Source organism: Hylemonella sp. P2_B10, from assembly GCF_056404875.1.
The window spans coordinates 1,172,390-1,198,904 of record NZ_JBFUDE010000001.1 but is presented as its reverse complement, the minus strand read 5'-3'; the positions used below and the strand labels follow the sequence as shown (position 1 = coordinate 1,198,904).

Below are 26,515 nucleotides of genomic sequence, written 5' to 3'. Positions count from 1 at the left end.
CTTTCAGTATGGGTAATGTGGCTGCATGTTCGTAGCGGACGCCGCCGCCACTGCGCGTAGTCGCGCTCCTACAGTTTGGGGGTGGCCGGTTGCGCCGAAACCTTAAGTGGATGTAACAGATGTAGGACCCTTCCTTCCGAAGAGCGGGTGGGCCACCGATGGCGCGCGTTGTGGTAAGACGCAATACTGGGTGCCAGCGTGCATGCATGCTGCCCCACCATGAACACCTTAAAAACCTACCTCGTCGAGGACAGCCCAGTGATACGCGAAAGCCTGATCGCCACGCTGGAAGAGCTGGGGCCGGTGCTGGTGGTGGGAACGGCCGAGGACGAGGCATCAGCCACCCGCTGGCTCAGCCAGCCGGCCAACCAGGCGGACCTGGTCATCGTCGACATCTTTTTGAAATCAGGTTCGGGACTGGGTGTGCTGAGAGCTGCGCATGCGCAACACGATGCGCGCCATCTGGTGGTGCTGAGCAACTATGCCACGCCCGACATGCAACGCCAATGTCTGGCCCTGGGCGCAGCCAGGGTGTTTGACAAATCCAACGACATCGACGCGTTGATGGATTACTGCACCGACCTGGCCAACAGCATTGGCCCACCTTCAGTTCACTGAATCAAGCCGTTCTTCAGCGCGTAGTAGGTCAGGTCGCTGTTGGAGCTGAGCTTCATCTTCTCCATCACCCGGGTGCGGTAGGTGCTGACGGTCTTGATGCTCAGCGACATGCTGTTGGCCATCTGGCCCACCGCTTCGCCCTTGGCCAGGCGCAGGAAGACTTGCAGTTCGCGCTCGGACAGCTGCTCGTGCAGTGGCTTTTCAGCGCCGCCGCTGCCGAGGCCATCGGCCAGTCGCTCGGCCACTGCGGGGGTGATGTATTTGCGTCCGCGCGTCACCGTGCGTATGGCAGTGACGATGTCCTGCGGGTCACAGTCCTTGTTCAGGTAACCGTTGGCGCCCTGTCGCAACAGTGTGGTGGCGTAGTGCTCCTCGGCGAAGCCGCTGAGTATCAACACCGGCAGATCCGGTGCGCGCGCCTTGATGGCGGCCAACGCGTCGACACCACTCTGGTCGGGCATGGAGATGTCCAGCAGGATCACGTCCACCTCGCCTTGGCGCACGATGTTGAGCGCCTCGCGGCCATTGCTGGCCTCGGCCACCACCTGGAAATCGATCTGGTCGGCGAAGAACTGCCTCAGTCCTGCGCGAACCATGGCATGGTCATCAACAATGGCGATTCGTATCATGAGCGGATGATCCCACATGTGGCGCTCGGGTCAAGCACCCGTTTTTTGGGTGATGTTGGCTAAGTGCTTGTTTTGAAATGGGAAAGCGGTGCTCTGTAGTCATGCTCCTACAAGCGAATCCTCGCTGCGCTGACAGGGGCGCGGCCCGCCAACCGATTCCTGCATAGCGGGCCGCTCCTGACAATGAACCCTGACACGAGCCAAGCACGCTTGTGCATCTTCACCTGAATCGCCACCCGCAACGCAAAAGGAATCCGCCATGAACACCAAGACAGCAATGGAACAAACGACGAACGGCATCGCAGCCCATGTGACCCCCATTGTGGACCGCGTTACGGACCAAGCCACGGCCCTGGCCCAGCGCGGCGTGGATGCCATCAACGACACGTCGCGCCGCCTGCGCGACAAGGCGCTGAACGCCTCTGACAGCACCGTGCAGTACATCCAGACCGAGCCCTACAAGGCGGTGTTGATCGCCGCTGCCACGGGCGCGGCGCTGATGGCGCTGGTCAGCCTGCTCAGCCGTTCACGCTCGCATTGAGCGCGCACGGGACTCACCAACCTGCCACGCGGCCCCCGGGCCGCGTTCGCATTGCCGCACCATGTTCCAAGATCTGATGCACCTGCTGAGTACCCAGCCGCACCTGCTGGCCGGGCATGCGCAGGCCTATGGTGAGTTGGCCGCTGCCGAAGTGGCCGCGCTGGCGTCGCAGTGGCGCCGCCGCTTGGCACTGTTGCTGCTGGCGCTGTGCCTGGGTGGCGTGGCGCTGGCGCTGGCTGGCACCGCGCTGCTGCTGTATGCCGTCACCCCCCCGGGCAACATGCAACAGCCCTGGTTGCTGTGGCTGGTGCCGCTGCTGCCGGCCGCGGCCGCGGCTGCGTGCGTATGGGCGTCGCGCGATGCTGGCGAAGCGGGCGCCAAAGGGCCCTTCGGCGAGTTGCGCGAGCAGGCGCAGGCCGACTTGGCCATGCTGCGCGAGGTCACCCATGCCGGCGGTGCGCCATGAGCGGCACGCCACCAGGCCATGAACCACCGCAACTGACGCCGCGCGAGCGGCTGGTGCTGTCACGTGCGCAACTGCGTGCCGCGCTGCTGGCGCGCCATGCGCCGCCGCCGCCCAGCAGTTCGGCCTGGCGCCAGGCCTCACCCGGTGCTGCCGCGTTGCTCGATGGCTTGAAAGCCTTGCCGGGCATGGGTGTGGTGGCCGAAGCTTTGGGCCACTGGTGGGCGCAACACCCGCTGCGCAGTGTGGTGGTGTTGGCCAACGGCGCATTCCAGGCGGTGGTGACGCCGCTGGCACGGCGCAACCCTTACACACTGGCAGCAGGCGCGTTGGTGGTTGGCGCATTGCTGGCCTGGACCCGTCCCTGGCGTGTGGCACGCCGCCATGGCCTGCTGAACGGCCTGGGTCCGGCGCTGGTGGCCGCTGTCATGGCCCGCGCGCCTTTGCAGGCCTGGTTCACCGGTGTGCTGGCGACATTGATGCAGCAATTGCAAACGATGGCTGCATCGCCGGCACCCGGCCCTGCCGCGGCGGATTCGCAGTCTTCAGCTTCACCGGCTCCCGGTCACACTGCTGCTGCACCCGCAGTGCCGCCGGCTAGCCCATTCCCCACCAGCGCGAACCATCCACCGCAGCACTAGGGCCTGCTTAACGGGGCGCGGTGGTGGCCGCTGTGCCGCGCTGCGCCAGCGCGCGGCAGCCCTGGGCATCGTGCTGGGCGCTGGCGCCATCGCCCGGGTCCAGCAGGGCCAGCAGTGAGGCCAGCGGGTTGATCAGGCCCAACAGCAGCGCGCCCCCCAGCTTGCGGCCCAGCGGCGCCTTCTGGATCGACACCTGCGGGTTGGAAAATGTGCCCTGCACCAGCAGCGGCGTGCGCAGCGTCAGCGGGCTGAAATCCTTGGGGCTGACCACCGCGCGCAAGTCCATGGATTCCTGCGCCAGCGACAGCGAACCATCGACCCAGATGGTTGAATCCCGCGTGTCCACCACCATCACCCGTGGGCGCAGTTGGCCGTTTTTGGCCACCAGGTCGGTCACGGCGCAGGTCATCGGCAGCGCGTCATCGCCCTTGATCAGCAAGCCCAGCCCCTGTGCCAGGTCCAGCCCGGCCATTTCCACCAGCAGGTGCGAGATGCTGCCCTGGGTCAGTTCGCCGTGCACGTTGCCGTCCAGGCTGGCCAACAGGTCGGCGGTGGAGCGGCCCTGGCCGGTGACCTGCGCGCGACCGCTGAGCACGCCGGTGATGTAGGCAGGGGCTTCAGGGCTGGGGCGCTTCAGGTGCAGCCACTGCTCCAGGCGCACGCCGGCAATGCGCAGGTCGGCACGCCATTGGGCCTGGTTGGCGCGGCCATCCAGGCTCACACTGCCATACAGCCGGCCTTGGGCGGTGCGCGCCTCCAGGTTGCTCAAGGTCAGCACGCCGCCGCTTAGGCGCAGGTGGGTGCGCAACGGGCGCAACGGCTCCAGCAGCGTGGTGTTCAAGGCCAACTCGGCCATGTCAATCAGCACATCGGCATCCATGCGGCTCAACGCCCCGAGGTCGAATGGCCTGTTCGGCAGCACCTTGCCGGGCGCCTTCACCATCTTCGGTGGCGGGCCCTTGACCAGCGTGTTCTTCACCGTACCGGGGTTGGCCTGGGTAGCCACCACGGCCGGCCGGACCGCGGGTGCGGCGGGCGCTGACGAAGCGGGCGCTATTGCTGGCGCCGTTGCCGGTGCCGTTGCCGGTGCCGATGCGGGTGTGGCCGAAGGCACTGCACCGCCCAATGCCGGGCCCAGGTCGACCAGCATCAGCCGGCTGCCGCCCAGGCGGCCTGCCAGCAGGGGCACGGCGCGACCACGGTCGTAGGTGAAAGCGCCTTTGAGCCGACTGCTGCCCACCGTGACGTCGTCGGCCACCACGTTCCACACATCGCCCTGCTTCACCACCCAGCCCTGGGCACGAAAGGCGGCAGTGGTGGGCAGTGTCACGCCCACCGGGTCGCCCACGGCAGCCAGTGACGGGCCGATGAGGGTGAATTGACCGCTCAGCTGGCTCAGGTGACGCAGGTCCACCGCCGTGCCGTCAAACGCCAGTGTGGCGCGGCCAACGGTGGCGCTCACCGTCAGCGGGGCTTTCTGGCTGGTGGTGACGGCCTCGTCGGCGATCCAGGGCAGGGCGCCAGAGGTGGTCAGCGCCACTTGCAGCGGCAAATCCCGGAAACGGCCGCCTGCATGGGCCTGCAGGGTTTGCCTCTGGGCTTGCGTGGCGGTCGTGGGTTGCGCCACGGCGCCGGCATTTGGCGGTGGCCCGTCCGTCAGCGACAGTTTGATGGTGACGTCAGCCGCGCGCGGCTCGTCCCGGTAGTGGATGACGCCGCTGGCCACCTGCAGGTTGCCTACACGGGGCGCGGGCGCGTCCTGCGGCTGGTCGGGCTTGCCGAACTGCCAGGAGGCGCGGCCGTCGCTGAGCCGTTCCAGTTGCGCATCCAGCCCCGCCGCCTGCAAGCGCCGCACCTGCACCGGGCGGCCCTGGTGTGCGGCCCACAGGTCGGCATAGCGCATGTCCAAGACCACGTCTTGGGCCTGCAGCAAGTGCGGTGCATTGCTCCACGCTGGCGCGGCCACGCGCAGATGGGCCACGCGCAATTTCACGCTGCCCAACAAATGCACCTGGAACGTGCGATCCTGCGGCGTGGTAGCGCCCGCTGGTGCGTCGAAGCTGACCTCGCGCTGCAAACTGTTGCTCAGGAAGCGCTGCAATGGCTGCTGCAAAAAAGGCCAGCCCATGCTTTCGCACACGGCGGCCAGGCCGACCGCAAACAGCAGCAGTGCAAGCAGCGCCCAGCCAAGGCGGCCTGCCAACTTTCGGCTGTGGACGGGAGCCGGCGTGCCGGGGCCAACCGAGTGGCCCGGTGAGTTCGGTGAGTCCGTCGAAGAGGCGGTGTGTGTGCCGTGCCCTGTAGCCAAAGTAAGTGTCTCCCAACTTGCTTGGGCTCATTGTGGTGGCCAGCAGGCAACGCTACCGTCTGCCAGCGCACATTGCTGGGCGGCCTGACGGGAATCAGCTTGCTGCCTGCGCCAGCCGGGCCAACAGCTTGTCAATGTCCACTGGTTTGACCCAGTGCTCGTCGAAACCGGCCGCCAGCGCGGCGCGGCCATCCTGCTGCTGGCCGTAGCCGGTGACCGCCAGCAGCAGCGCGCCGCGCGCCTCGGGCAACTCGCGCAGCCGGCGCGCCAGCGTGTTGCCGTCCATGTCGGGCAGGCCGATGTCGAGCAGGCACACCTGCGGCGCAAAGGCTTGGGCGCGCTCCAGCGCGCGCGTGCCGGAGTATTCCACCGCCACCTGGTAACCATGGGCCTGCAACAGCGCGTCCAGCATATCGGCCGCGTCGGCGTTGTCGTCCACCACCAGCACCCGTGTGGGTTGAACTGGCGGCTGCGCGCGCGCAAGGCCCAAGGCGGCCGGCGCCGCGGCAGCATCGTCGCGGTGGCGCGGCAGGCTGACGGTGAAACGGCTGCCGCGACCCAGGCCGTCGCTGGCGGCGCTGACCCACCCGCCATGGGAGGTCACCAGCTTGTCCACCAGCGCCAGGCCCAGGCCCAGGCCGCCCTGGGCACGGTCCGACGTGCGCTCGGCCTGTGCGAACATCTCAAACACCCGGCTCACCAGCTCCGCTGTCATGCCGACACCGTTGTCCGCCACTTCCAGCGTCATCTGGTCCGGCGCCAGATGCAGGGTGACACTGATGCGGCCCTGCTCGGGCGTGTACTTGCTGGCGTTGTTCAACAGGTTGCTGAGCACCTGGACCAAGCGTTTGTGGTCCCCCAGCACCATGGCCGGCACCTCCGGCTGCGCCAGCACCAGTTGCTGGCCACGCTGGCGCATCAGCGGCTCGACCTGCTCCAGCGCCTCGGCCAGCACATCGCGCAGGTCGTGCGGCTTCTTCTCCAGCACCACCAGGCCGCGGGTCACGCGGGCCACGTCCAGCAGGTCGTCGATCAAGCCTTTCATGTGCTCGACCTGGCGCGCAATCACCTCGGTGGCACGGCGCAGGCGCGCCTCACCGCTGGGGCCGCCGCCGGCGGGCAATTGCAGCAACTGAATGGCGGCCCCTATGGGGGCCAGTGGGTTGCGCAGCTCATGCGCCAGCATGGCCAGGAACTCGTCCTTGCGCTGGTCAGCGGTGCGCACCTGGTATTGACGAAGCCGCGCGCGCAGTGCCGCCTGCGCGGCACTGACCAGCGTGGGCGCGCGCAAGGGCCGCTCCAGCAGCGTCAGGTTGCCCAGGCGCTGGCGCACCTGCCGCACCCAGGGGGAATTGCCTCCTGGCTTGGTCAGCACCAGCACCGGCAGGTCGGACCAGGTGGGTTGGGTTTGCACATACTCCAGCAGCGGGGTGATGCCGTCCAGCGGCAAGGCCTCCTCCACGCTGAGCAGTGCGGCTGCGCCCGCCTGCAGCTCACGGGCCACTTCGGCCAGGCTGAGGCAGCAATGGCTGTGCAGGTGGGCGCCATGCAGTGCGCCGGCGGCCAGCGCGGCATCGCGGCCAAAGGGTGCATAGATCAGGACCCGTTGTTGTCGTGCGGCCTCATCATCGTTCATTCAGGGCGCTTTCGTTTTCGGACTTGCTGTCGTCATACGTCGGTATGCCCGACAGCACGCCCCTGAATTGCCGCAGCACCGGCCCCACATGGATGCCTTGCGCGTCCATCGAGAACTGGCGCAGCGTGCGCTCATGTCGGCCGGTGCGCTTCTTGAACACCGAGATGGCCTGGCGGATTTCGCCGAAGGCCTCGAAGTAGCGCAGCAAGATCACGTTGTCAGCGACGTAGCTGGCATCTACCGCCGTGCTCATGGCGCTGCCCAGCATGCCCTGTTGCACGCCCACCATCAGGGTGACCACGCCGCGCTGGCCCAGGTAGGTCAGCAACTCGTGCAAACGGGTAGCCAGCAACTTTTCGTCAGGCATGGCGTGCAGGAAGCCGTTCAGGCTGTCGAGCACGATGACCTTGGCGCCGGCATCGGCCTGCGCGCACACCTGGTGCATGAATTCGCCCGGTGTCAGCTCGGCCGGGTCGATCTGGCGCAGCAGCAGCTGGCCGCTTTCGATGTGCGGACGCAGCGGGATGCCCAGGCCGTCACATCGGTTCAGGTAGTTGCGCGCCGATTCCTCGAAGATGAAGGCCGCCGCGCGTCCCCCTGCTTGCACAGCGGTTGATACAAACTGCGCCGCCAGCGAAGACTTGCCGGTGCCCGGCGGCCCGGCAATCAGCGTGCTGGTGCCCACCTCCACGCCGCCGCCCAGCAGTGCATCCAAGGCAGCCAGGCCGGAGGCGAAATTGTCCTGCCGCGCTTGCGTGCGCGTGGTGGCCGACACCAGCCGCGTGTAGACCGAGATGCCGCCGCGCTGTATCTTGTAGTCGTGCAGTCCCTCGCGGAAGGCCACGCCGCGGTATTTGATCAGTTCCAGCCGGCGGCGTATGCCGCCGTATTCGGTGGCCATGCGTTCCATGGAGACCACGCCATGGGCGATGGAGCGGACTTGTAGATCGCCGTTGTCGGCGCTGCCGGTGCGGTCGTCCAGCAGCAACGCGGTGCAGCCTTGGCGGGCAAAGAACAGCTTCAGTGCCAGCACCTGGCGCCTGTAGACGAGAGAGCTGGAGGCCAGCAACTGCAATTCAGACAGCGAGTCCAGCACCACACGCGTGGGTGCCAACCGTTCGACCACGCTCAAGAAGCCCTGCACCGTGGTGCTCAGTTCCACCTCGCTGGGGTGGAAGATGGTGTAGTCCTGCTGCGGGTCCAGCACTTTTTCGGTGGACAACACTTCGTGGATGTGCACACCCTCGATGTTCCAGCCGTGGGCCGTCGCCACCGCGCGCATCTCAGCTGCGGTTTCCGACAGCGTCACATACAACACCGGTTCGCCCCGGCGGGCGCCTTCCAGCAGGAATTGCAGCGCCAGCGTGGTCTTGCCGGAGCCGGGCTCACCCTCCACCAGGTACAGCTGCTTGCTCACGAAGCCGCCACGCAGCACGTCGTCCAGGCCGGGTATGCCGCTGGAGATGGTGTTCGGGGATGATTTGTCGGGGTTGTCTGCTGTGCTCATGCGCGCTATTTCAGTTGGCGTACTCATTGTTGTGATCTGTGCCGGGTTGGCACGTGTGACCCTGGTGGCCTGAGCCTAAAAAACGACCCAGCGGTCGTCTGTGCGTGGTCGCACACAGGCCCTGCCTGCTGGCGCCTTGTCAGACGGCTCCTTCACCAACTGTCGAAGCTCTCCGGCTGACGGCTCTGCAGCCATGCCCGACGATCACTTCCCATGACATCCCTGCTTATCTGACACAGGAGCCGCACCATGAACCACACCACCAACCACTCGCCATCGCACAGCGGCAGCGAGAACGCCCTGCACGGGTGGTCCCAGCGGCTGGGCATGTCGTACGAAGAATACGAGGCCGTGATGTCCGTGGGCCAGTCGCTGGACGACTCGCAGCAGGAAACGCTGCCTTTGTTGACCCCCGACATCGCTGCCGGCTTCGTCTGCTGACAAACGGAGTGCCCGGCCATGCTCGCCACCGCCCACCCGTTGCAGCAAGCGCTGGCGGTGGCGCTGCGGGGGTTGGGCTGCGGTCTGGCCCTGACCATGGGGTTGGCCGGCGGTGCACAGGCACAATCGGGTGCCGCTGCCGTGTCCAGCATGCCCGGCAATTTCTACTTCGGCGGCCTGGCTGCCGGCCAGGCCCAGGCCAGGATGCCGGAGGAGCACAGCACCACCGGTGTCATCGGCGCCGGCCTGTCGGCCTTGTCCACGCTGCGTGATGACCGCGACCTGGCCTACAAGATCTTCGTCGGCTACCGCTTCAACCCCCACTGGGCGGTGGAGGGTGGCTATTTCAACCTGAACAGCTTTCGTTTCACCAGCAGCACCAATGTGGTGGCTGGCGGGCTGGCTGGTGAAATGCGCGCCGCCGGTTTGAACCTGGACCTGGTGGGCAGCCTGCCGCTGGCCGTCAGATTGACCGGCTTGGCCCGCGTGGGCTTGCAGTATGCCCGCACCAGCGATGCTTTCCAGGGCACCGGCGCATTGGCCGCCAACAGCTACAGCCTGAGCCAGCGCAGCACCAACCTGAAGCTCGGCCTGGGCTTGCAATACCAGTTGCGCCCCTGGGTGGCGCTGCGCGGCGAGGTGGAACGCTACCAGCTCGATGACCTGATGGGTGGGCGCGGCGCGGCCAATGTGTTCTCGTTCGGCCTGGTATTCCCATTCGGTAGCGCGGCCGGGCGGTGAGCCCGCTTTTTCCAATGGGACCCGGACCACACCTCACCCTGCAACGCCCGCGCAAGAAAGGAACCACCGCATGATGACTTACACCGGCTACACCCCGCGCCAGATTCCGCGCCTGATGGCGCGCTGGGATGACCTGAACGCAGACTCGATCGACGCCTTCCTCTACGGGGGTGACGGTCCGGTGCCGGTGCCAGAGCCCACCGAGGCGCCGACCAGGGCCCCTGGCATGCCTCCGCCGCAGGTGCTGCCGCCGCTGGACCCGCCGCCGGAGGTGCCCACCGCACCCGTGCAGGAGCCGCCCGTCTACATCCCCCCGGTGCGCTGAAGCGCGCACCTGTGGCCGGCGCTTGCCACATTGTTTGAAAACATGTGTTTATGTGCGGTAGGCCACAGACGGTCCGTGCCGTTTTCCCTAAAGTGGGAACTGGGTTTAGCGAGAACCCCCCTGCCTCAACCTCCCTGGACAGGGCCCGCAAGGGTTTCCACCCGGCCTACGGCCGGGATTTTTTTGGGCGAACGAAAAGTGAGCTGCAAGGAAAATCACCGGCAGAAAGCCGTCAGGCGTCTTACAGCCTTGTCCTACAAACGCATGCGGCGTTGTCTGCTTTGCCGCGAACGGCTGGTTTCCGATGATGACGCCATGGCACCGAGTGGACTGATCACCATGCGCGAGTCCGTAGGACTCTCCGAATCCCAGCTCGCCGAGTTGACGGACTATGAGGAAGAGCGTGTGCGCGCCTGGGAGGCTGGCCGTGTGCCGGTGCCGCTGGCGGTGGCCGAAGTCCTGATACGCCTGGACGAGTACCTGGGCTATGCCGCCAACTGTGTGCTCGATGAGTTTCGGCAGTTTCAGTCCCGTGGCCTGCCGGTGCGCGGCGAGATTTCGCTGCTGGTGTACCGCAGCAACCAGGACCTGTGGCATTACCGCAGCGAGTTCCGTCCATTGCCGGCCACCCTGCATGCGGCGCTGGTGCAGCGCTGCTGCCGGGCGCTGGGCCGGCTGGCCATTGCGGCGCGTCCGGTCTATATGGAGCCGGGGTCGTATGAGCAGTGGCGCAGCGGTCGTGGAGACAGCGAGCGCACGCGGGCCGAGTGGGCCACCTTGCAATAGCCACAGCACCCCAGCACCGATGCCTAAGGAGAAGCCATGCGTTCCACCCAGATCGTGATATGCCGATTGGCCGAGGCCGGTGGCCTGCTGCAGGAATTGCTGGGCCGCTGGTCGCAAAACGGCCCACGCCAACTGCGCGGCATCTGCCGCCAGGCACTGGCCCGAGCCGATCGGCACCTGCTGGAGGGCAGCGGTGGCGCGTTGGTCTTGCCGCTGTACCCGGCCAGGGCAGCGAGGCGTGCGGGCAGCCGCAAGCTGGGCTAGCCAGCCGCGTGCCCTGGGACGAAGCCGCGCCGTACACACACCTGTTTCCCCCTGTCACATTTCCTTGGTCCTTCCACCGGAGAAATCTCTCATGTCTGACAAGCACAAGCCCTGGCACGACGCCCACAGGCAGAAGTCACGCGGTTACAAGGCCGATGACAAGCCCACCGCCAGCCAGGGGGGCGACAAGCCCCGTTATTCCGCCAAGGGCCGTGACCGGCGCCTTGACACCTACCAGGAAGATGACCGTGAAGATGGCAAACCCACCGCGCGCTGAGTTGGCGGCGCAGTCCTGGTTCCGTCGGGCCCGGCCCACGGAACACCCGGACGGCGAGCGCAACGACCACCCCGACCTGGAACGCCGCGGGCGCAGCCCCCACCCGCGTGGCGATGGTGGCAAAGCCGCTTCACGGCGAGCCGAGTCGGGCGAGGCACGGCTAGTCAGTTACCGAGCCTGCTGAACGGCAGGGCCGCGCGCCGTGCGCGACGGCAGTTCACCGAACAAATAGCCGTGCGCCTGGTTGCAGCGGCCGAGGTGGTCAATACCTCTGGTCACTTGGCGCAGCTAGGCTGGTACGCTGGTTGACGGGATAACCCTGCGCGAGGCGCGGGAACCTTGCGCACCGCAGGTTACTCCACCTTGTTGAACAATGGCAGATGCGCGGCATACGCCCTGCACGTCACACAACAAGGAAACCCCGGGCCCATGCTGCACAACACCCCGCTGATCACCACCATCGCCTCCGCCCTGGGTCTGGCCCTGCTGCTGGGCTTTGTGGCCGCGCGGCTCAAGTTGCCAGCGCTGCTGGGTTACCTGGTGGCTGGTGTGTTGATCGGCCCGTTCACGCCCGGCTTCGTGGCCGATTCGAACATGGCCGCTGAACTGGCCGAGATCGGCGTGATGTTGCTGATGTTCGGCGTCGGTCTGCACTTCTCGCTCAATGACTTGCTGGAGGTGCGCAAGATTGCGCTGCCCGGCGCCGTGCTGCAAATCGCCGTGGCCACCGCCTTGGGGGGTGGCCTGGCGTGGTACTGGGGCTGGGGGCTGGGCGGCGCGCTGGTGTTCGGCCTGGCCTTGTCGGTGGCCAGCACGGTTGTGCTGCTGCGCGCGCTGGAGGACAGCGGCGCGCTGGAATCGATGAACGGACGCATCGCCGTCGGTTGGCTGATCGTGGAGGACCTGGCCATGGTGCTGGTGCTGGTGCTGCTGCCACCGCTGGCCGGCTTGTTGGGCGGCACTGCGGCAGAGGGCAGTGGCAGCCTGTGGGCCACGCTGGGCCTGACGCTGCTGAAAGTGTCGGCCTTCATTGCGCTGATGCTGGTGGTGGGCCGGCGCCTGTTCCCGTGGCTGCTGTGGCAGGTGTCGCGTACCGGCTCGCGCGAGCTGTTCACCCTGTGCGTGGTGGCGGCCGCCGTCAGCATTGCCTATGGCGCCACGGCGCTGTTTGGCGTGTCGTTCGCGCTGGGGGCGTTTTTTGCCGGCATGGTGATGCGCGAGTCGCCCTTCAGCCACCGCGCCGCCGAAGAGTCGCTGCCGCTGCGCGAAGCCTTCGCGGTGTTGTTCTTCGTCTCGGTGGGTATGCTGTTCGACCCCATGGTGCTGCTGCAGCGGCCGCTGCAGGTGCTGGCGGTGGTGACCATCATCATTGTTGGCAAGTCGCTGGCGGCGGCTGCGCTGGTGCTGGCGTTCCGCTACCCGCTGCACACCGCGCTCACGGTGTCGGCCAGCCTGGCGCAGATCGGCGAGTTCTCCTTCATCCTGGTGGGTCTGGGGGCGAGCCTGAAGCTGCTGCCGCCCGAGGGGCAGAGCCTGGTGCTGGCTGGCGCCCTGATCTCCATCGCGCTGAACCCGCTGCTGTTTGCAGGCGTCAAGCCGCTGCAGGCCTGGCTGCGCGCGCACCCGGCGCTGGCTGACAAGCTGGCGCACACACTCGCCGGCAAGGACGATCCGCTGGCCGGGCTGCCCGCAGCCACCCCCGACAAATACCTGTCGGGCCAGGTGGTGTTGGTGGGCTACGGCCGGGTGGGCAAGCGCATAGGTGCCACGCTGGCCGAACGCGGCATCCCCTACGTGGTGGCCGAGCAGAACCGCGAGCTGGTGGAGCGCCTGCGTGCCCAGGGCATACAGGCCGTATGGGGCGACGCCTCCGACCCGGCGGTGCTGGTTCAGGCGCACATCGCGCGTGCCAGCATGCTGGTGATTGCCACGCCCGACACGTTTGACGTGCGCCAGATGGTGCACACCGCGCGCACGCTGAACCCCGGCGTGGAGACGGTGGTGCGCACGCACAATGAGCAAGAGGCCGGCCTGCTGGCGCGCGAGGCGACCGGCACCGTCTTCCTGGGTGAGGACGAACTGGCCCGCGGCATGAGCCGGCACGTGCTGGAGCGCTTCGGCAAGCTGTCCTGAGCAGGTGTGGCGGGCGCTTGGCCCCTAGGTGGTCGGGTCAGGTTGATGTACTATTGTCGAATTAAGACAATGAACGCCCGACTGCCCGAAACCACCACCGCCAGCCCGCTGCAGCGCGATTTGGCTCAGCAGATCGCCGCGCTGATTGCCAGCGGCGAGGTGCGCGTGGACGGGCATTTGACCGAGGTCGCGCTGGCCCAGCGCTTGGGCGTGTCGCGCACGCCGGTGCGCGCTGCCTTGAACCTGTTGCAGCAGCAGGGGGTGGTGGAAAAGCGCGGCAGCGCCGGCGTGTTCGTCACCGCGCAGGCACCCAGGTTGGCGGGCGCGCTGCTGGCCGAAGACACCGTCACCGAGGACACGCTGTACCGCGCCATCATTGCCGACCGCGCTGGCAACCTGCTGGGCGACACGCTGTCTGAGAGTGAGCTGATCAGCCGCTACGGTGCTGCCAAGCGGGCCATGGGGCGCGTGTTGCTGCGCCTGAACCGGGAAGGCCTGATTGAGCGGCGCCAGGGCCGGGGCTGGCAGTTCCTGCCGATGCTGGACTCCGACACCGCCAAGGCCGAAAGCTACCGCATACGCCTGGTGCTGGAGTGCGCGTCGCTGCGCGAGCCGACTTTTCGTGTCGACCCCGAGGTGCTGCTACGCGCCAAGCTGGCCCACCAGGACTTTCTGAAGCTCAAGCCCAAGGCGCAAAACCCGTCCGTGTTCTTCGAGATCAGCGCGGGTTTCCACGAGATGCTGGGGCTGTTCTCGGGCAACCGCTTCTTTCATGAGGTCATCAGCAAGCAGAGCAAGCTGCGCCGCTTCGAGGAGTTCGCCTCTTACAACCGCGGCGTCGGCCGGCTGGCCACCGCCGCCCAGGAACACCTGGAGGTGATGAGCGCGCTGGAAGCCGGCGACAAGGTGCTGGCCGAAGCGTTGTTGCACCGCCATTTGTCCGCCGCCAGCGCCCTGTAACCGGCTTGTCCGGGGCTTGGCTGAAGCCGCTTGCGCACGCTGAATGACGCCGCAGGCGCACGCAATAATGTGTATTTTGTCTTGCAAAGTACAAATAATGTACTAAAATCAATTTAGAACATTCTGTGGATCCATCATGCCCTCCGTTGCACAACCCGTCTCCACCGCTGCCCACTGGATGCCGTTCACGTCGAACCGGCGCTACAAGCAAAACCCCATCCTGTTCAGTGGCGCCGAGGGCATGCATTACCTGACGCCCGATGGCCGCAAGGTGCTGGATGGCACTGCCGGCCTGTGGTGCGTCAATGCGGGTCATTGCCGCACGGAGATCAGCGAGGCCATCGCCAACCAGGCGCGCACGCTGGACTACGCCTCGTCCTTCCAGCTCGGCCACCCGCTGGCGTTCGAGTTCGCCGAACGCCTGGCCCAGCTGGCCCCCGGCGACCTGAACCATGTGTTCTTCACCAATTCCGGCTCCGAGGCGGTGGAAACGGCGCTGAAGATCGCGCTGGCTTACCACCAGGCGCGTGGCGAGACCGAGCGGGTGATGGTGGTCGGCCGCGAGCGCGGCTACCACGGTGTCAATTTCGGCGGCATGACCGTGGGTGGCATGCCGGCGCAGCGCAAGCCCTTTCCCAACCTGTTGTCCAGCGTGGACCGGCTGGTCCACACCTATGACCGCAGCCAGACCGCCTTCACGCGCGGCCAACCGGCCTGGGGCGGGCACCTGGCGGATGACCTGTTGCGCATCATCGGCCAGCATGGCGCCGGCAAAATAGCTGCCGTCATCGTCGAGCCGGTGGCGGGCTCCACCGGCGTGTTGCCGCCGCCGGTGGGCTATCTGCAGCGCCTGCGTGAGATTTGCAGCGCGCACGGCATCGTGCTGATCTTCGACGAGGTCATCACCGGCTTTGGCCGCGTCACCCAGGGCTTTGCCGCCAATTACTATGGCGTGCTGCCCGACATCATGACCTGTGCCAAAGGCATCACCAACGGCGCCGTGCCTATGGGCGCGGTGCTCAGTCGCGCGCACATCCACCAGGCCATCGTGCAAGGCCCGCCCAACGCCATCGAGCTGCCGCACGGCTACACCTGCTCAGGCCACCCGCTGGCCTGCGCCGCCGGCATGGCCACGCTGGATGTGCTGGAGCGCGAAGGCCTGATGCAGGGCGACCCAGCCACCGTGCAGTATTTCGAGGATGCCGCCCATGCGTTGAAGGGCACGCGCCATGTGCTGGATATCCGCACCACCGGCTTCCTGGCCGCCTTCGACCTGGCGCCGGTGGCCGACGCGCCGGGCAAGCGCTCGTACGCGGCCCATCTGGGTGCGCTGGCGCGTGGCGTGCTGGTGCGCTCGGCCGGGGACGCCACCGTGATCTCGCCGCCGCTGGTGATCAACCGCGCGCAAATCGACCAGTTGTTTGGCACGCTGGCCGACGTGCTGGCCACGCTGGACTGAAGAGGTGCCCGCCATGCCGCTCGACCAACGCTCCGACGCGTCCCTGGACACGGTGTTCAATGGCGTGGCTGTGCCGCGGCCACTGCTGCTGGTCAACGGCCGCTGGGTTGAGGCCGCCGGCGATGTGGCCGCCGACATCACCGACCCCGCCACCGGTCAGCGTCTGGCCAGCTACGTTTCACCTTCGTCGGGCCAACTGGATGAGGTGCTGGCCGCCGCCGCTGCCGCCTTCCCGCTGTGGCGTGCGACACCGGCGTCGCAGCGCAGCGCCGTCTTGCACACCGCTGCCGCATTGGTGCGCACCCGCGTCGACTACATCGCATTGGTGCTGACCAGCGAGCAGGGCAAGCCGCTGACCGAGGCCCGCGCCGAGGTGCTGGCCACGGCCGACATGTTCGGCTGGTGCGCCGACGAGGCCTTGCGCGTTTACGGCCGCGTGGTGCCCGCACGCACGCCCGACGTGCGCCACCAGGTGCTGAAAGAGCCGGTGGGGCCCGTCGCCGCCTTTGCCGCCTGGAACTTCCCGGCCCGCAATCCCGGCTTCAAGATGGCGGCCGCGCTGGCCGCCGGCTGCAGCTGCATCATCAAGCCGGCCGAAGAAACGCCGCTGACCTGTCTGCTGCTGGGTCGCGCGCTGCAAGATGCCGGCCTGCCGTCCGGTGTGTTGGGCATTGTCTATGGCGACCCGGCCCGCATTTCAGAGCACCTGATCACCAGCCCGGTAGTGCGCAAAGTGTCGTTGACCGGTTCCACCCGCGTCGGCAAGCTGCTGGCCGGCCTGGCCGCCCAGGGGGTAAAGAAGCTGACGCTGGAGTTGGGCGGCCATGCGCCGGTGATCGTGTTTGCCGACGCCGATATCGAGGCCGCCGTGCGCCAGACCGTGGCTTCCAAATTCCGCAATGCCGGCCAGCAGTGCATCGCCCCGACGCGGTTTTATGTGCAGCAGGAGTGCTATGCGCAGTTCGTCGAACAATTCAGCGCGGCTGCGGCGGCGTTGCGGGTGGGCGATGGCCGCGAGGCCAGCACCACCATGGGGCCGGTGGTGTCAGCGCGTCGCCTATCCGCCATCCAGCATCTGATAGACGACGCCCAGGCGCACAAGGCCAAGGTCATCGCCCCGGCGCTGCCGGTCTTCGCGCGCAGTGCCAGCTTCCTGGCGCCCACCGTGCTCAGCGAGGTGCCTGACCAGGCCGCCGTGATGCGCGAAGAGCCTTTCGGCCCTGTGGCGGCCATCACGCCATTTGCCGGCTTCGACGACGTGGTGGCGCGCGCCAACAGCCTGCCCTATGGCCTGGCGGCCTATGCCTTCACCCGCTCGCTGCGCACCGCCAACCGGCTCAGTGATGCGCTGGAGGTGGGCATGCTGGGCATCAACACCTGCAAAGTGTCCGGCGTGGAGCTGCCGTTTGGCGGCGTCAAGGACAGCGGCTATGGCGTTGAAGGCGGCCTGGAGGCATTGGACGCCTACCTGGTCAGCAAGACGGTCAGCACGCAGTACTGATACGCTGAATACTTTCAACGCCTTTGAGCAGACCACCATGCTGACTACCGCACAGATTCCTCCGCAAGCCCAGTACGACAGCCGCACCGTCCTCTACCACTGGCTCAGCGCCGTGCTGGTGCTGGCGCTGTGGGTGGCCGGGCAGACGATTGACTTCTTCCCCCGTGGCACGCCGCGCATCACCGCGCGCAGCCTGCACATCACCTTTGGTGTGATGCTGCTGGTGCTGGTGGCGCTGCGCCTGGCCTGGCGTGTGCGCGGCGGTGTCAGGTTGCCGCCGGTGGCGGGGCTGGCCGGCCGCGTCGCCCCGGTGTACCACAAGGCGCTGTACCTGCTGCTGATCGCCGTGCTGGTGCTGGGCGTAGCCTGCGTGTGGATACGCGGTGACAACATCTTCAACCTGTTCACGGTGCCCTCCATCGCGCCGGACAACAAGGCGCTGCGGCACGACGCGGTGGAACTGCACGGCCTGCTGGCCAACATCCTGCTCGGAGCGGCTGGCCTGCATGCATTGGCCGCGCTGTGGCATCAGTTTGTGCTGAAGGACAGCTTGCTGACGCGCATGCGGCGGCAGGCTTGATGTGTGTTGCCCCTGAAGACGGAGAAGCCCGCGTGATAAAGACCTTGCATGGCTGGCGTACCTTTCTGCGGCTGGTGGCTTGCGGGCTGATGGCTTTGGCACTGACATCAGCGGCCCGGGCTGCCAGCCCCGTTGACAACCCATTCAACAGCGGCATGACCAGCCTGGTCATCGAATACAAGGTGGCGCCGGCCAACCGCCCTGCGCTGCACAGCCACATGCAAGGCGAGGGCCTGGACCAGCTGGAGCGCTGGAAGCGCGAGGGCCGGTTGAAGGGCTACAAGGTCTTGTTCGGCCGCTATGCCGATGCCCCGGTGTGGGACATGCTGTTGCTGGTCAACTTTGCCGACGTGGCCCAGGCCGCCCGCTGGAAGGAGGTCGAGCGCACCCACCCGGCTGGCCTGGCACCCAAGGCGTTGGCGCTGGTCACCGCGGTGGAGAGCAACCCGGTGGACCCATGGTTCGAGGGTGGCGCCAGCAAGGCCAACGGCGTCTACCTGGTGATCCCCTATGACTACCTGGTCAGCACCGATAAATATGTCAGCTACCTGGAAGGCTACCTGCTGCCGCAGCTGAAGGGCTGGCTGGGCCACGGCGCGCTGTCGCACTACAACATGTTCATAGGCCGTTACGCGGTGGCGCGCCACTGGTCGGCGCTGCTGGTGCTGGAATACAACGGCGAAGACGGCATCGCCGCGCGCGAACGCGTCACCCGCGAGGTGCGCGCCACGCTGGCGGGCAAGGACGCGGTGTGGACCGAGTGGAGCAAGGACAAATCGCAGATCCGCAACACCCGCCAATACATCCTGGCCGACGAACTGAAGAAGCCTTGAACTCATCCGAATGCCCACCATGCCCGACACGCTGACCGACCACCCCCCCTTGACCAACGCCGCGCTGCAAGCGCGCAAGCTCTCCGCCACGCCGCGCGGCGTTGGCGTCACCTTTGGCTTCTACGCCGAGCGCGCGCTCAATGCCGAGCTGTGGGACGTGGAGGGCCGCCGCTACATCGACTTTGCCGCCGGCATCGCCGTGCTCAACACCGGCCACCGCCACCCCAAGGTGATGGCCGCCATCGCCGCGCAGCAACAGCGCTTCACGCACACCTGCTACCAGGTGGTGCCATATGAGTCCTATGTGCGGCTGGCCGAGCGCATCAACGCACTGACGCCGGGCACGCATGCCAAGAAGACCGCCTTTTTCTCCAGCGGCGCCGAGGCGGTGGAAAACGCCGTCAAGATCGCCCGCGCCGCCACTGGTCGCACCGCGGTGGTGGCCTTTTCTGGCGCCTTCCACGGTCGCACCATGATGGGCATGGCGCTGACCGGCAAGGTGGCACCCTACAAACTGGGTTTCGGTCCTTTCCCGGCCGAGACCTACCACGTGCCTTTCCCGGTGCCGCTGCACGGCATCAGCACCGACGATGCGCTGCAGGCCTTGCACAACCTGTTCAAGGCCGATGTGGACCCGGCGCGCGTGGCAGCCATCATCATCGAGCCGGTGCAGGGGGAGGGCGGCTTCCACCCGGCGCCGCTCGAGCTGATGCGCGCCTTGCGCGCCCTGTGCGACCAGCACGGCATGCTGCTGATCGCCGACGAGATACAAACCGGCTTTGGCCGCACCGGCAAGCTGTTCGCGATGGAGCACTACGACGTGCTGCCCGACCTGATGACCCTGGCCAAGAGCCTGGCCGGCGGCATGCCGCTGTCGGCCGTGTGCGGCCGCGCCGAGGTGATGGACGCGCCGGCTCCCGGTGGGCTGGGCGGCACGTATGCCGGCAACCCGCTGGCCATTGCCGCCGCCCATGCGGTGCTGGATGTGTTTGCCGAGGAGGACTTGGTCGAGCGGGCCAGCGTGCTGGGCGCCACGCTGAAACAAACGCTGCTGGACCTGCGCGCCCAGGTGCCCCAGATTGCCGAGGTGCGAGGCCCAGGCGCCATGGTGGCGGTGGAGTTTTGCCAGCCTGGCACCCAACAGGCCGACCCCGGGTTCACCAAGCGGGTGCAACAGGCGGCGCTGGACCGTGGCCTGATTCTGCTGACCTGCGGCACCGACGGCAATGTGATCCGTTTCCTGTTCCCGCTGACCATCAGCGACGCGTTGATGGACGAGGCGCTGGCCACGCTTGCCGAGGTGCTGGTGCAATGCGCAGACCCCGCCCGGCCGGCCTGACGATTTCCCCGGACTTTCACCCTTGAAGGAGTTCACCGTGATCCCCTCGCTACCGAAGAAGCTGCTTGGCCTGTTGCTGGCCAGCCTGGCCCTGGCCGGCGCCGCCCACGCACAAGACGGCGCCCCCAAGGAAGGTGCGCTGGACAAGTACATCAACCGCGACGCCAAGGACACCGCCACCAAGCTGGACGTGGTCATACACAGTGTGTACGAGCAGGAGCAGCGCGTCATCGTGCTGAACTTCCAGCTGGAGCATGGCGACCAGGTGCGCATCAAGCGGGTGGCCTTCCCCAGCAAGGACGTGCTGATCCCCGGCTACGTGTTCACGCCGGTGAAGATGGTGGCCGGCAAACGCTACCCGGCCATCGTGATGGTCCACGGCGGCTTCCACGAGCGCTTTGACTGGCGCTGGTTCCAACTGGTGGCGCAGGCCATCGAGAAGGGCTACGTGGTGATGTTCCCCGAATACCGCGGCAGCCGCGGCTACGGCGCCGAGCACTACCGCAACGACTACGGCGTCACCGACACCGCCGACGTCATCGCCTCAGGCGACTACATGGCCAAGCAGTCCTTCGTCGATGCCAATCGCCTCGGCGTGATGGGTCAGAGTCGGGGTGGCATGACCACGCTGCTGGCCATCGCCAAGGCGCCGCAGCGCTTCAAGGCGGCGGTGGACATCGTGGGCCTGGCCGATTTCGTCGCCTACATGGCCTACAAGCCGGAGTACCGCCGCGTGGAAGTGGCCAACGAGAGCGCCTCCTTCAAGGGCCAGCTGCCCAACGACAACCTGGCGGCCTACATGGACGTGTCGCCCGTCAACCACGTGGACAAGATGCAGGCGCCGCTGTTGGTGCTGGCCACCACCGGCGACAAGATCGCGCCGTATGCGCTGCACACCGGTCGCCTGCTGGACCTGCTGAAGGCCAAAGGCAAGACCTTCGAGTCGCACACCTACGACAACGCGCCCGGCGGCCACGTCTTCATGGATGGCGACACCGATGAGCAGCGTGACGCCACGCGGCGCGTGTTTGATTTCTTCAGCCGCTACATGAAGTAAGGGAGGGTGGGGCCTGGGCGCCTGATGGCCCAGGCCTTGGAGCAGCCGGGTTCAAACCTTGGCCTGCAACCCGTCCTCGCGCAGCCGCTCCGCCTGCGAACGCACCAGCGCCGCCTGCTCCAGGTGCTGGCGCATCAGCAGCGCGGCGTGGCCGACGTCACCGGCCTGCAGCAGCTTGAGGATCTGCAGGTGCTCGCGGCAGCTCTGGTCGGCCCGTTCGCGGCCGTGCTTCCAATCGTAGTTGGACAAGCGGCGCAAGCGGTTCATGCGGCGTATCGATTCAAAGAAGAAGCGGTTGCCCGAGGCCTTGACCAGGCCTTCGTGGAAAGCCGCGTTCATCTCGAAAAACGCCACGCCCGAGGCCGCCGTCCACGGCGCATCCAGGAAGGCCTGGTGCTGCGTGGCCATGTCCTGCGCCCAGCCGGGGGGCAGCGCGTAGCCAGGTTCGATGAAGGAAGAGGGCTCCACCAGGATGCGGAAGCGAAAGGCGTCGGCCCGTGCCGCCGCGTCGTACATGCCGTCCAGAAAGCGCCAGCGGTAGCCCAGCTTGCGCTCCACGATGCCCAGCTCAGCCAGCCGGGTCAGCGCCTGCTTGATGGCGGCGCGCGTCAGCTGGTAGGCCTGCATCAGGTCCTGCTCGGACACCTGGTCGGCCAGCCGGCCATCGCGCCGGTCGGAGGCGATGCGCGCCAGCAGCGCGTCCTCCTGCGTGGGTTGGGTCTGTGGCCCGGGCAGCGGCGGCAGGGCCAGCAGTTCCACGCCACGGTGTTGCTGGTAGTCCACAAAACCCTGCTGGGCCAAGCGCGCCAAGGCGGTGCGCACGGGTGTGCGTGACACGCCCAGCTCATCGGCCAGGCGCTTTTCGTTCAGGGTGCTGCCCACCGCCATGCCTTCCTGGTGGATCAGGCGGGCGATCCGGTTACCCAATTCCTGCTGGAAGGCGCTGACGCTGCGCGGCATGGCAAATCCCGAGTTTGGTAATTTTGTGTTTACAAAATACCATTGTCGCACGTTTGCGGGCGCCGACGGAAGGGGCGCACAAGGGCGGTGCGCCCTTGCGGCTCAGGTGGTGCTGAGGCGGCTGGACAGTTCCAGGTGCTGGCGCATCAGCAGCGCGGCATTGCCCACGTTGCCCTCTTTCAGCGAATCCAGGATGCGCAGGTGCTCGCGGCAGCTGACGCTGACGCGGTCCGCGCCGTGCTTCCAGTCGTAGTTGTTCAGCCGGCGCAGGCGGTTCATGCGGCACAGCGCCTCGTGAAAGAAGCGGTTGCCCGAGGCCTTGGCCAGCCCTTCGTGGAAGGCCGCGTTCATCTCGAAAAAGGCCACGCTGGAGGCCTTGGTCCACTTGGCGTTCAGGAAAGCCTGGTGCTGGTCAGCCATGTCGTCGGCCCAGCCCGGCGGCAGCGCGAAACCCGGCTCCAGCAGGCCCGAAGGCTCCACCAGCAGGCGAAAGCGGAAGGCTTCGGATTGCACCGTGGCGTCGTACACCGCGTCGGCGAATTTCCAGCGGTAGCCCAGCTTGCGCTCCACCACACCCAGGTCGGCCAGCCGGGCCAGCGCGTTCTTGATGGCGGCGCGCGACAGGCCGTAGGCCTGCATCAGGTCCTGCTCGGCCACCTGCTCGGCCAGCTTGCCCATGCGCCGGTCAGAGGCGATCTGCACCAGCAGGTCATCCCCCTGGGCGGCGGCGGCTTCCGCCGGTTCGGGCATGGTGGGGATGGCGATCAATTCGGCGCCCTGGTTCTGCTTGCGCTCGACAAAACCCAGGTCCCCCAGGTGGCCCAGCGCGGCGCGCACCGGCGTGCGCGACACCCCCAGCAGCTCTGACAGGCGCTTCTCGTTCAAGCGGGAGCCCACCGGCACCTGCTCGTCATGGATCATGCGCACAATGCGCCGCGCCAGGTCGATGTGCAGGGGGCTGGCGCCCTCAGTGGCGACACCCCTTGCTTTTGTTGTTGCTTTTTTTATGTTCATAAAATACACTTGATGGAAATTCAACGCTGACCCACATTGTGCTGATTGTGACTGGCATCTGCAAACCCGCCGTGCCGGCCCCCGGCGCGGCAGGTTTGGCCCAAGGAACGTACGGGAACCCCATGATGAAAACCACCTTCCTGTCCCTGACGCTGGCCGCGATGGCTGCGCTCGTGGCCCTGGCCGGCGAGCCGGCCGAGGCGGCCACCCCCACCCCCAAAGGCACGTTGCGCGTGCGCCTGAATGGTGACATACGCACCACCGACCCCGGCGTCAACCGCGACGCCAACACCGACGCCGTGGTGGCACACATGGTGGAGGGGCTGGTGGCCTTCAAGGAAGACACCTCGGTGGGTCCGCTGCTGGCCCAGTCCATCGACGTGTCGCCCGACGGCAAGACTTACACCTTCAAGCTGCGCCCGGGGCTGAAGTTCAGCAACGGCGCGCCGCTGACCGCCGACGACGTGGTCTTTTCCTGGAACCGCTACATGCTGCCTGCCACCGGCTGGCGCTGCATCACCGAATTCGACGGCACCGGCCTGACCAAGGTCACCAAGGTGGAGGCCAAGGGCCCGCAAACCGTGGTGTTCACGCTGGACCGGCCCACCGCCCTGTTCCTGACCACCCTGGCGCGCGGCGACTGCGGCGGCACCGGCATCTTCCACAAGAGTTCGCTGGACGCCGCCGGCAAGTGGTTGCAGCCGGTGGGTACCGGCCCGTTCAAGCTGGGCGAGTGGAAGCGCGGGCAGTACATCGAGCTGCTGCGTAACGAGCACTACAGCGCGCTGCCCGGCCAGCGCGACGGCAACACCGGCAACAAGACGCCGCTGGTGGAGAAGGTGCGCTTCGTGCTGATCCCCGACCCGTCGTCGGCCAAGGCGGCGCTGTTCTCCGGCAGCATCGACGTCATGCTGGACGTGCCGGAAGAGGACATGGCCGAGTACAAGGCGCACAAGGACGTGGTGCTGAGCGCCGAGCCCACCATGGACCAGATTGCCATGCTGCTGCAGACCCGCGACCCGCTGCTCAAGGACGTGCGCATCCGCCGCGCCATTGCGCTGTCGCTGGACCTGCCGCAGATCGTGGAGACCGTGACCAACGGCGTCTCCAAGGCCAGCCGCTCGGCCATCCCGCGCCCCAGCAGCTACTACGGCAAGGACCAGGCCAACCTGCCGGCGCGCGACCTGGCGGCGGCCAAGAAGCTGCTGGCCGAGGCCGGCTACCGTGGCCAGACCATCAAGATGCAGACCTCCAAGCGCTATGTGTACATTTTCGCCGTGGCCATGCTGACGCAGGCCATGGCGCAGGAGGCCGGCATCAACATCGAGGTCGAGGTGTTGGACTGGGCCACGCTGCAGGACCGCTACAGCAAGGGTGACTACCAGATGCTGTCCTTCACCTACTCGGCGCGGCTGGATCCGTCGCTGTCGTACGAGATGTTCAGCGGCGTCAAGGAGAAGGAGCCCCGCAAGGCCTGGGACAACCCGCAGGCGCTTGACCTGGTGGCGCAATCCCGCAACGTCGCCGACAAGGCCAAGCGCCAGGTCATCTTCAACCAGCTGGACGCCAAGCTGCGCGAGGACGTGCCGGCCATCTTCATGTACTCGCAGGTGCGCAACACGGCGGTCAAGTCCAACGTCAAGGGCTTTGACGGCTGGCCGCTGGGCCAGGTGCGGGCCTGGGGCATCTCGGTGAACTGACGCGCGCTGGACATGCCTTCTTCCATTCTGGCCTACCTGCTCAAGCGCGTGCTGTGGGCGCTGCCCACACTGCTGCTGGTGGCCGTGCTGGTGTTCGTGATGATCCGCCTGATCCCCGGTGACCCGGCCGTGGTCATCCTGGGCGACAGCGGCACACCGGAGCAGATTGCCGAGTTGCGCGTGCGCCTGGGGCTGGACCAGCCCATCACCACCCAATTCGCGCTGTGGTTCTCCAACGTGCTGCGGGGTGACATGGGCCAGTCCATCACCAGCGGCGAGGCGGTGCTGCCGCTGATCTGGGACCGTTTCCAGGTCAGCGCCATCATTGTGCTGGTGGCGGTGTTCGCCGCCACGCTGGTGGCGGTGCCGGCCGGCCTGCTGGCGGCCTGGAAGCAGAACACGCCCATGGACGCCGCCGTGGTCACCGGCGCCACGCTGTTCCTGTCCATTCCCAGCTTCTGGCTGGGCCTGATGCTGCTGCTGGTGGTGGGGCTGAAGCTGCACTGGGTGCCGGTGATCGGCTACGTGCCCTTCAGCGAGGACTGGCGCGGCGCCATCACCTACCTCTTCTTGCCGGTGTTGACGTTGACCTTGATCGAGATGGGCGTGCTGATCCGCATGGCACGCTCCAGCGCCATCGAGACGCTGCGGCTGGAGTACATCACCCACGCCCGCGCCAAGGGCCTGCGCGAGCGCACGGTGCTGCTGCGCCATGTGCTGCCCAACGCTTTCGGCCCCACGCTGACCATGATAGGCTTGGTGCTGGGCCACCTGCTGGGCGGTATTGCCGTGCTGGAGACCGTGTTCACGCTGCCAGGCCTGGGCCGGCTGATGGTGGACGCCATCTTCGCCCGCGACTACCCGGTGGTGCAGGGCTGCCTGCTGTTTGCCGCCTTCATCTACGTGGTGGTGAACCTGGTCATCGACCTGTGCTATCCGCTGTTCGACCCGCGCGTGGCGGCTGCCGAGTGACCGCATGAAGTCCCGTTTCAAGTTGCGCGCGAACGCGCTGATGGGCAGTGTGCTGGTGGGTACGCTGCTGCTGATGGCCCTGCTCTCCCTGGTCTGGACGCCGTATGACCCGCTGAAGCTGTCGCTGAAGGAACGCCTGGCGGCGCCCTCGGCCATGCACTGGCTGGGCACCGACGAATTTGGCCGCGATATCCTGTCGCGCATCCTGGCCGGCGCCGGCACTAGCATCACCGTGGCGGCGCTCACGGTGGTCGCGGCCGTGCTGCTGGGCACCGCGCTGGGCCTGGTCACCGGCTTCTTCCGCGGCGCGGTGGACCGGGTGCTGATGGTGGTGAACGACGCGCTGCTGGCCTTCCCCGGCATCCTGCTGGCGTTGGGCGTGATGGCGGTGGTGGGGGCCAACAAGTACGGCATCATCGTCGCTTTGGGCATTGCCTACACGCCCAGCTGTGCGCGCCTGGTGCGCGGCACAGTGCTCAGCCTGCGCGAGAAGGAGTTTGTGGAGGCATCGCGCGTCATCGGCAATGGCGAGTTCTACACGCTGGCGCGCCATGTGATGCCCAATTGCGCGGCGCCGCTGGTGGTGTTTGCCACCTCCATGTTCGGCTGGGTGATCCTGGCCGAGAGTTCACTGTCCTTCCTGGGCCTGGGCGTGCCGCCACCAGCACCCACCTGGGGCAACATGCTGTCTGCTGCCCGGCCTTATCTGGAATCCGCCTCCTGGCTGGGCATTGCGCCCGGCGCCTGCATCGCGCTGGCACTGCTGGGCATCAACCTGCTGGGTGACGCGCTGCGCGACTGGCTGGACCCGCGCATGGCGCACCATTGAT

The 26,515-nt window shown here is 66.8% G+C and carries 27 protein-coding genes; 21 read left to right on the top strand and 6 right to left on the bottom strand.

All coding sequences use genetic code 11. From position 1 onward, the window contains the following. Nucleotides 1–219: 219 nt before the first annotated feature. A complete protein-coding gene (locus AC1DX2_RS05725; protein WP_477195320.1) occupies nt 220–618 on the top strand; it encodes a response regulator transcription factor in 399 nt (132 codons plus the stop codon). On the opposite strand, the gene AC1DX2_RS05720 is transcribed toward AC1DX2_RS05725, so the two are convergent. Further along, a complete protein-coding gene (locus AC1DX2_RS05720; RefSeq protein WP_477195319.1) occupies nt 612–1,247 on the bottom strand; it encodes a response regulator in 636 nt (211 codons plus the stop codon). The two genes, AC1DX2_RS05725 and AC1DX2_RS05720, sit on opposite strands and share 7 nt — an antisense overlap. A gap of 259 nt (nt 1,248–1,506) precedes the next feature. On the opposite strand from AC1DX2_RS05720, the gene AC1DX2_RS05715 reads away from it, so the two are divergent. The 3 genes from AC1DX2_RS05715 to AC1DX2_RS05705 all read left to right on the top strand — a co-directional run bounded on the left by AC1DX2_RS05715 (nt 1,507) and on the right by AC1DX2_RS05705 (nt 2,892). Beyond that, nucleotides 1,507–1,788 carry a hypothetical protein gene (locus AC1DX2_RS05715; RefSeq protein WP_477195318.1) on the top strand — a complete coding sequence of 94 codons (282 nt, stop codon included), beginning with the start codon at nt 1,507–1,509 and terminating at the stop codon, nt 1,786–1,788. Nucleotides 1,789–1,849: 61 nt separating this feature from the next. Next, entirely contained in the window at nt 1,850–2,254 is a 405-nt protein-coding gene (locus tag AC1DX2_RS05710; protein WP_477195317.1) for a hypothetical protein, read from the top strand. After that, on the top strand, nt 2,251–2,892 hold the full coding sequence (locus AC1DX2_RS05705; RefSeq protein WP_477195316.1) for a hypothetical protein: 642 nt from the start codon (nt 2,251–2,253) through the stop codon (nt 2,890–2,892). The genes AC1DX2_RS05710 and AC1DX2_RS05705 overlap by 4 nt, the downstream gene beginning before the upstream one ends. A 7-nt stretch (nt 2,893–2,899) precedes the next feature. Here AC1DX2_RS05705 and AC1DX2_RS05700 read toward each other — a convergent pair whose 3' ends face one another. The 3 genes from AC1DX2_RS05700 to AC1DX2_RS05690 all read right to left on the bottom strand — a co-directional run bounded on the left by AC1DX2_RS05700 (nt 2,900) and on the right by AC1DX2_RS05690 (nt 8,343). Then, entirely contained in the window at nt 2,900–5,095 is a 2,196-nt protein-coding gene (locus tag AC1DX2_RS05700) for an AsmA family protein (protein WP_477195315.1), read from the bottom strand. Nucleotides 5,096–5,294: 199 nt separating this feature from the next. Next, the gene (locus AC1DX2_RS05695; protein WP_477195314.1) at nt 5,295–6,836 is read right to left on the bottom strand and encodes a hybrid sensor histidine kinase/response regulator; all 1,542 of its coding nucleotides are present in this window, start codon (nt 6,834–6,836) and stop codon (nt 5,295–5,297) included. Then, on the bottom strand, nt 6,826–8,343 hold the full coding sequence (locus AC1DX2_RS05690) for an ATPase domain-containing protein (RefSeq protein ID WP_477195313.1): 1,518 nt from the start codon (nt 8,341–8,343) through the stop codon (nt 6,826–6,828). The genes AC1DX2_RS05695 and AC1DX2_RS05690 overlap by 11 nt, the downstream gene beginning before the upstream one ends. A 249-nt stretch (nt 8,344–8,592) precedes the next feature. Here AC1DX2_RS05690 and AC1DX2_RS05685 point away from each other — a divergent pair, with 249 nt between their 5' ends. The 14 genes from AC1DX2_RS05685 (at nt 8,593) to AC1DX2_RS05620 (ending at nt 21,039) form a co-directional block, all read left to right on the top strand. Continuing rightward, nucleotides 8,593–8,784 carry a hypothetical protein gene (locus AC1DX2_RS05685; RefSeq protein ID WP_477195312.1) on the top strand — a complete coding sequence of 64 codons (192 nt, stop codon included), beginning with the start codon at nt 8,593–8,595 and terminating at the stop codon, nt 8,782–8,784. A gap of 18 nt (nt 8,785–8,802) precedes the next feature. Beyond that, nucleotides 8,803–9,525, top strand: a complete 723-nt coding sequence (locus tag AC1DX2_RS05680) for an outer membrane beta-barrel protein (protein ID WP_477195311.1) — start codon at nt 8,803–8,805, stop codon at nt 9,523–9,525. Between the two features lie 70 nt (nt 9,526–9,595). Beyond that, nucleotides 9,596–9,850 (top strand): hypothetical protein, encoded by a 255-nt coding sequence (locus AC1DX2_RS05675; protein WP_477195310.1) that lies wholly within the window; start codon nt 9,596–9,598, stop codon nt 9,848–9,850. Nucleotides 9,851–10,165: 315 nt separating this feature from the next. After that, nucleotides 10,166–10,636 carry a helix-turn-helix domain-containing protein gene (locus tag AC1DX2_RS05670; protein ID WP_477195309.1) on the top strand — a complete coding sequence of 157 codons (471 nt, stop codon included), beginning with the start codon at nt 10,166–10,168 and terminating at the stop codon, nt 10,634–10,636. 36 nt (nt 10,637–10,672) lie between these two features. Beyond that, nucleotides 10,673–10,900: a hypothetical protein gene (locus AC1DX2_RS05665; protein ID WP_477195308.1), complete on the top strand. Its 228-nt coding sequence runs from the start codon at nt 10,673–10,675 to the stop codon at nt 10,898–10,900. Nucleotides 10,901–10,991: 91 nt separating this feature from the next. Continuing rightward, the gene (locus tag AC1DX2_RS05660; protein ID WP_477195307.1) at nt 10,992–11,177 is read left to right on the top strand and encodes a hypothetical protein; all 186 of its coding nucleotides are present in this window, start codon (nt 10,992–10,994) and stop codon (nt 11,175–11,177) included. A 429-nt stretch (nt 11,178–11,606) separates the two neighbouring features. Continuing rightward, nucleotides 11,607–13,310: a cation:proton antiporter domain-containing protein gene (locus tag AC1DX2_RS05655; RefSeq protein ID WP_477195306.1), complete on the top strand. Its 1,704-nt coding sequence runs from the start codon at nt 11,607–11,609 to the stop codon at nt 13,308–13,310. A 69-nt stretch (nt 13,311–13,379) separates the two neighbouring features. Then, entirely contained in the window at nt 13,380–14,270 is an 891-nt protein-coding gene (locus AC1DX2_RS05650) for a GntR family transcriptional regulator (protein ID WP_477195305.1), read from the top strand. Between the two features lie 136 nt (nt 14,271–14,406). Continuing rightward, nucleotides 14,407–15,729 (top strand): omega-aminotransferase AptA, encoded by a 1,323-nt coding sequence (aptA, locus tag AC1DX2_RS05645; protein WP_477195304.1) that lies wholly within the window; start codon nt 14,407–14,409, stop codon nt 15,727–15,729. 13 nt (nt 15,730–15,742) lie between these two features. Continuing rightward, the gene (locus AC1DX2_RS05640; RefSeq protein ID WP_477195303.1) at nt 15,743–17,230 is read left to right on the top strand and encodes an NAD-dependent succinate-semialdehyde dehydrogenase; all 1,488 of its coding nucleotides are present in this window, start codon (nt 15,743–15,745) and stop codon (nt 17,228–17,230) included. Between the two features lie 37 nt (nt 17,231–17,267). Continuing rightward, nucleotides 17,268–17,810, top strand: a complete 543-nt coding sequence (locus tag AC1DX2_RS05635; RefSeq protein WP_477195302.1) for a cytochrome b — start codon at nt 17,268–17,270, stop codon at nt 17,808–17,810. A 32-nt stretch (nt 17,811–17,842) separates the two neighbouring features. Then, nucleotides 17,843–18,643, top strand: coding sequence for a hypothetical protein (locus AC1DX2_RS05630; RefSeq protein WP_477195301.1), 801 nt, complete (start codon nt 17,843–17,845; stop codon nt 18,641–18,643). A gap of 19 nt (nt 18,644–18,662) precedes the next feature. Then, nucleotides 18,663–19,982, top strand: a complete 1,320-nt coding sequence (gabT, locus tag AC1DX2_RS05625) for a 4-aminobutyrate--2-oxoglutarate transaminase (RefSeq protein ID WP_477195300.1) — start codon at nt 18,663–18,665, stop codon at nt 19,980–19,982. 37 nt (nt 19,983–20,019) lie between these two features. After that, the gene (locus AC1DX2_RS05620; protein ID WP_477195299.1) at nt 20,020–21,039 is read left to right on the top strand and encodes an alpha/beta hydrolase family protein; all 1,020 of its coding nucleotides are present in this window, start codon (nt 20,020–20,022) and stop codon (nt 21,037–21,039) included. 51 nt (nt 21,040–21,090) lie between these two features. Here the strand turns inward: AC1DX2_RS05620 and AC1DX2_RS05615 are convergent, their stop codons facing one another. Next, complete coding sequence (locus tag AC1DX2_RS05615) at nt 21,091–21,999, bottom strand: GntR family transcriptional regulator (protein ID WP_477195298.1); 909 nt, start codon at nt 21,997–21,999, stop codon at nt 21,091–21,093. Between the two features lie 102 nt (nt 22,000–22,101). Then, nucleotides 22,102–23,013, bottom strand: coding sequence for a GntR family transcriptional regulator (locus AC1DX2_RS05610; RefSeq protein ID WP_477195297.1), 912 nt, complete (start codon nt 23,011–23,013; stop codon nt 22,102–22,104). Between the two features lie 122 nt (nt 23,014–23,135). Here AC1DX2_RS05610 and AC1DX2_RS05605 point away from each other — a divergent pair, with 122 nt between their 5' ends. The 3 genes from AC1DX2_RS05605 to AC1DX2_RS05595 are packed head-to-tail and all read left to right on the top strand — an operon-like array spanning nt 23,136 to nt 26,514. Then, nucleotides 23,136–24,713, top strand: coding sequence for an ABC transporter substrate-binding protein (locus tag AC1DX2_RS05605; protein ID WP_477195296.1), 1,578 nt, complete (start codon nt 23,136–23,138; stop codon nt 24,711–24,713). A gap of 12 nt (nt 24,714–24,725) precedes the next feature. Then, nucleotides 24,726–25,685 carry an ABC transporter permease gene (locus AC1DX2_RS05600; protein WP_477195295.1) on the top strand — a complete coding sequence of 320 codons (960 nt, stop codon included), beginning with the start codon at nt 24,726–24,728 and terminating at the stop codon, nt 25,683–25,685. Between the two features lie 4 nt (nt 25,686–25,689). Further along, on the top strand, nt 25,690–26,514 hold the full coding sequence (locus AC1DX2_RS05595) for an ABC transporter permease (protein WP_477195294.1): 825 nt from the start codon (nt 25,690–25,692) through the stop codon (nt 26,512–26,514). Nucleotide 26,515: the final 1 nt, after the last annotated feature.